Annotated in this window: 3 protein-coding genes and 1 pseudogene; 2 read left to right on the top strand and 2 right to left on the bottom strand. The window is 68.2% G+C overall.

The features are described 5' to 3' along the window. Window positions 1-288 (top strand): annotated as a pseudogene (locus GUY60_RS35050) (hypothetical protein); the annotation flags it as partial. Here GUY60_RS35050 and GUY60_RS35045 read toward each other — a convergent pair. Further along, window positions 289-1,632, bottom strand: coding sequence for a M14 family metallopeptidase (locus GUY60_RS35045; RefSeq protein WP_161705349.1), 1,344 nt, complete (start codon window positions 1,630-1,632; stop codon window positions 289-291). Window positions 1,633-1,881: 249 nt separating this feature from the next. Between GUY60_RS35045 and GUY60_RS35040 the strand changes: the two genes are divergently transcribed. Then, window positions 1,882-3,189: an Nramp family divalent metal transporter gene (locus GUY60_RS35040; RefSeq protein ID WP_161705346.1), complete on the top strand. Its 1,308-nt coding sequence runs from the start codon at window positions 1,882-1,884 to the stop codon at window positions 3,187-3,189. Between the two features lie 133 nt (window positions 3,190-3,322). Here GUY60_RS35040 and GUY60_RS35035 read toward each other — a convergent pair whose 3' ends face one another. After that, the gene (locus GUY60_RS35035) at window positions 3,323-4,360 is read right to left on the bottom strand and encodes a chitinase (protein WP_161705345.1); all 1,038 of its coding nucleotides are present in this window, start codon (window positions 4,358-4,360) and stop codon (window positions 3,323-3,325) included. Between the last annotated feature and the right edge of the window lie 20 nt (window positions 4,361-4,380).

Here is a 4,380-nt window from a genome sequence, read left to right as displayed (position 1 = left end):
GGCCCGGACTTCCTGGCCACCGACCGGGGCCGGGCCGTCGTCGTGGACGTGGCCGGGGTGTGCTTCGAGAACTACGGGCACACCGCCGAGTTCGGCTGGGCCGAGATCGGCAACGTCCACTACACCGGCCAGGGCACCTGTCTGCGGGTGGGCGTGACGCACGCGAGCGGGGCGTTCGTGGAGTGCATGGTCGACGCCAAGCGACCGGAGCGGCTGCAGCAGTGGTTCGCCGAGCTCGCCCCGGTCCTCGGGTTCTACCTCAACGGCCGTACGGGCCAGCCGGGTTGATCACTTGCAGTACTCCTCCTCCTTGCCGATGGAGCGGTACATGCAGTCGGCGTTCTCCAGGAGCTGCAGCACCGCGTCCTTGTTGCGGCTGGTCTCCTTCTCGATCACCTCGTCGGGCGGGTAGAAGCCGCCGCCGCCCGCAGAGGACGGGTACATCTCGAAGGTGTACGAGAAGATCTTCTGGTCCCCCCACAGCCAGTCGTCGATCGACCCGTCCGTGACGTAGAGATCGCTGGACTGCTGCGGCGTGTAGCCGTTGGACTCGGCCATCTTCTCGCCGATCGCGGCGTGCGCGTCCCGGTCGTCCTGGGTCAGGCCCTCGGCGGTGTCGTCGGTGGTGTACCCGTACGGCCAGAGCACCAGCTCGCTGTACGTGTGGAAGTCGATGGCCGCCTTGATCTGCTGCTTGCCGTCGACCACCCGGCCGCGCACGAAGTCCGCGACGACCGTCGTCTCAGGCGCCGACTCGGCCTTGGGACCCCGGTACGTCTCCGAGCCCGGCTCGTCCGAGGAGCCGCCGCAGCAGCCCCACTTGAAGGCCCAGTTGCGGTTCAGGTCGGTGCCGGTCGCGCCGCCCTCGTTGGGCTGCCGGTTGAGGCGCCAGCTCTGGTACTCGCCGGTCTTGATGTCGTACTCGCCGCCGTCCGGGTTCACGTCCGGGACGATCCAGACCTCGCGCTCGTCGAGCATCTTGGTCACGCGGTCGTCGGAGCCGTACCCGTCACCGAAGGTCTTCAGCAGGTACAGCGCCATCTCGACCGTGAGGTGCTCACGCGCGTGCTGGTGGTGCGTGAACAGGACCTCGGGCTCGGCCTCGTCGGTGCCGACCTTGTCGCTCAGCTTGATCGCGACGATCTCCCGGCCCTCGTGGGACTTGCCGATGACCTTCTTGCTGATCAGGTCCGGGTGGGCGGCGATCTGCTTGTCGATCTCCGCGGTCATCTCGTCGTAGGTGTGGTACTTCGCGTCGTCCGACGGGAAGTCCTTCGGCTCGGCCGCCTTGCCGGAGGTGCGCGCGGGCGGGCCGGGCAGCGTCTTGAGTTCATGACCCTGGGCGCGCAGGGCCTTCGCCTGCGCCGCGGTCGCGGACACGACCACGGAGTGGTCCCTGGCCTCGTCCACCGAGACCCCGGCCGCGGCGATCTTCGAACGGTCGGCGGGGGTCGAGGGCCCGTGGATCTCGTACTGCCTGATGCGATCCGTGTCGGCAGTGGCGGCGGCCTCGGCGCGGGGCTTCGGATCGTCGCCCGGCGGTGCGGCGTTGGCGGTCAGCGGGGCCGCGATGGCCACCGCTATGAACGCCGCCAGCGCGGCGGAGCGTTTTCCACGTATGCGAATTCGCATGACGTCTCCTGAAATGTGGGGGGTTGCTCAGTCCGGTACCGGCGAGCGCGCGCGCGTGTGCGTTATGCGGTCACGCGGTACCTGTGTGCGGGCTCATCGTGGGCCCCTGGCATGACCCGGTCAAGGGGTCCCAGGTGTGGTCAAGGGGGGCGTCGGTCAAACCCCTTGTGCGAACTGCGGGTTCGCGCTTTGGTGACCACGATCACGACGTACTCGGGGGCGAGCCCCGGATCGCGCGGAGGCGGGCGTATGGCGGAGAGCACCGGAAGCGTGACGCAGGACGGGTCCAAGACCCAGATGCGCAGGGCGAGTTGGCGGCAGATCGGGCCCGGCATCGTGGTCGCGGCCACCGGGGTCGGCGCGGGCGACCTGGTCGCGACGCTGATCGCGGGCAGCAAGTTCGGCTACACCCTGCTCTGGGCCGCGATCATCGGCTGCCTTGTGAAGATCTCCCTCGCCGAGGCGACCGGCCGCTGGCACCTCGCCACCGGCCGCACCATGCTCGACGGCTGGCGCAGCCTCGGCCCCTGGACCACGGTCTACTTCGGCGTCTACGTGGTGATCTGGGGCTTCATCTACGGCGCCACCGCGATGTCCTCGACGGCCCTTCCGCTCGCCGCGCTCTTCCCCGAAGTGCCCGGCGGCCTCAAGACCTTCGCGATCGCGGCCGGCGTGATCGGCCTGGCCCTCGTGTGGTTCAACCGGTACGCGCAGTTCGAGAAGATCATGACCGTACTCATCGGGATCAAGTTCCTGATCGTCGTGTACGTCGCGATCCGCGTCGCCCCCGACCTGCCCGCCGCGTTCGCGGGACTCGCCCCGATCCTGCCGGACGGTTCGCTGCTCTACACCCTCGGCCTGATCGGCGGCGTCGGCGGCACGATCACGATGGCGGCGTACGGCTACTGGATCAACTCCAAGGGCTGGACCGACATCTCGTGGCTGAAGATGATGCGCCTCGACAACCGGGTCGCGTACCTCACCACCGGTGTCTTCGTCGTCGCCATGCTGATCATCGGCGCCGAGCTGCTGTACGCCTCACACCTCGCGCTCGCCTCCGGCGACCAGGGGCTGCTCGAACTCGGCGGCATCCTGGAGCAGCGCTTCGGGCCCATCACCGCCAAGCTGTTCCTCATCGGCTTCTGCGCCACGTCGTTCTCCGCCCTTGTCGGCGTGTGGCACGGCGTGAGCCTGATGTTCGCGGACTTCGTGGAGCGGATCCAGCGGGGCCGCAAGGGAGTCCAGGAGAACGGCGTCGCCGAGGTCGCGCAGGGGCGCCGGGAGAAGTCCTGGCCGTTCCGCGCGTACATGCTGTGGCTGACGTTCCCGCCGATGGGGTTGCTGTGGCTGGACCAGCCGTTCGGGCTTGTTCTCGCTTACGGGGTGCTCGGGGCGTTCTTCATGCCGTTCCTGGCGTTGACGTTGCTGTGGTTGCTCAATTCCTCTCGGACGCCGCGGGAGTGGCGGAACGGGCTTGTGAGTAATGGGATGTTGGCGGGGGCGGGGTTGCTGTTTCTGGTGTTGTGCGTGCAGCAGGTGCGGGAGTTGCCTTGGTAGTTCCCTTTCCCCGCCCCGCCCCTTCCCGAATTTGTCCTGCCGGACGGGCCTCCTCAATCTCCCCCAGCTACCGCTGGGAGGTACCCCCAGAGGGGCTCAAAATTGAGCCCCTCCGGCGATTGAGGAGCGTCGCCTACGGCAGACCGTGCACGTGTGGCCCCACCGCGCCCGACCAAGAACTCCCCGCCACCGCATCCCAGTTCGTCGACCACGTCATCGCACCGCGAATATCCGGGTACGTCTTCGACGGCTTGAAGGAACCGCAGTTCGTGCCCTTCGCGAGGCAGTCGAGGGCCGCGTTGACCACGGACGGCTCCACATAACCCCCGCCCGCAGCCTTCGCGGAAGCGGGGGTGCCGATGCCGACCTGGGACGGGGCGAGGCCGTTCTCCAGCTGGATGCAGGCCAGGCCGGTCAGGAAGTCCACCGTGCCCTGCGAGTAGACCTTGCCGTCGCAGCCGAGCATCGAACCGCTGTTGTAGTACTGCATGTTGACGACGGTCAGGATGTCCTTGATGGCGAGGGCCGTCTTGAAGTACTCGTTCTGCGGCGACTGCATGTCGATGGTCTGCGGCGCCATGGTGATGACGAGCCCGGGTGCCTTCGCGGCGAGGGACTTCAGGGCCTGCGCCATGTACGTGGAGTTGAGGCCGTTCTCCAGGTCGATGTCGATCCCGTCGAAGCCGTACTCCTGCATCTGCGCGTACACGGAGTCCGCGAACGCCGCCGCCGAGGCCGCGTCGTTGACCGCGACCGTGCCCTTCTCGCCGCCGACCGAGAGGATCACCGACTTGCCGGCCGCCTGCTTGGCCTTGATGTCGGCCTTGAAGGCGTCGACCGTGTACCCGCCGAGCCCGGCCGAGTCGAGGTTGAACTTCACCTGGCCCGGAGTGCCGGTGGCGTCCGCGAAGGCGACGGCGATGATGTCGTAGTCGTCCTGGACGTCGGCCAACTTCTGGACGGTGGCGCCGTTGTTGAAGTTCTGCCAGTACCCGGTGACGGCGTGCTTCGGTACGGCCTCGGCGCCGACGGCGACCTGGAACCCGGCCTCGTCGACACCCGCGGCGCCGGCCTGCGTGGCCGTGCCGGCGAACGCGAGCGCGCCCGCGGCGAACGCGGCGACGGCCGCGCTGAGACACCTGTTTCTGGCCTTGCGCGTGGAGCGGTGCACTGCTGCCTCCTGTGGGGGGG

The organism is Streptomyces boluensis (assembly GCF_009908195.1).
Lineage (GTDB): Bacteria > Actinomycetota > Actinomycetes > Streptomycetales > Streptomycetaceae > Streptomyces > Streptomyces boluensis.
This window is presented reverse-complemented; position numbering and strand designations above follow the sequence as displayed.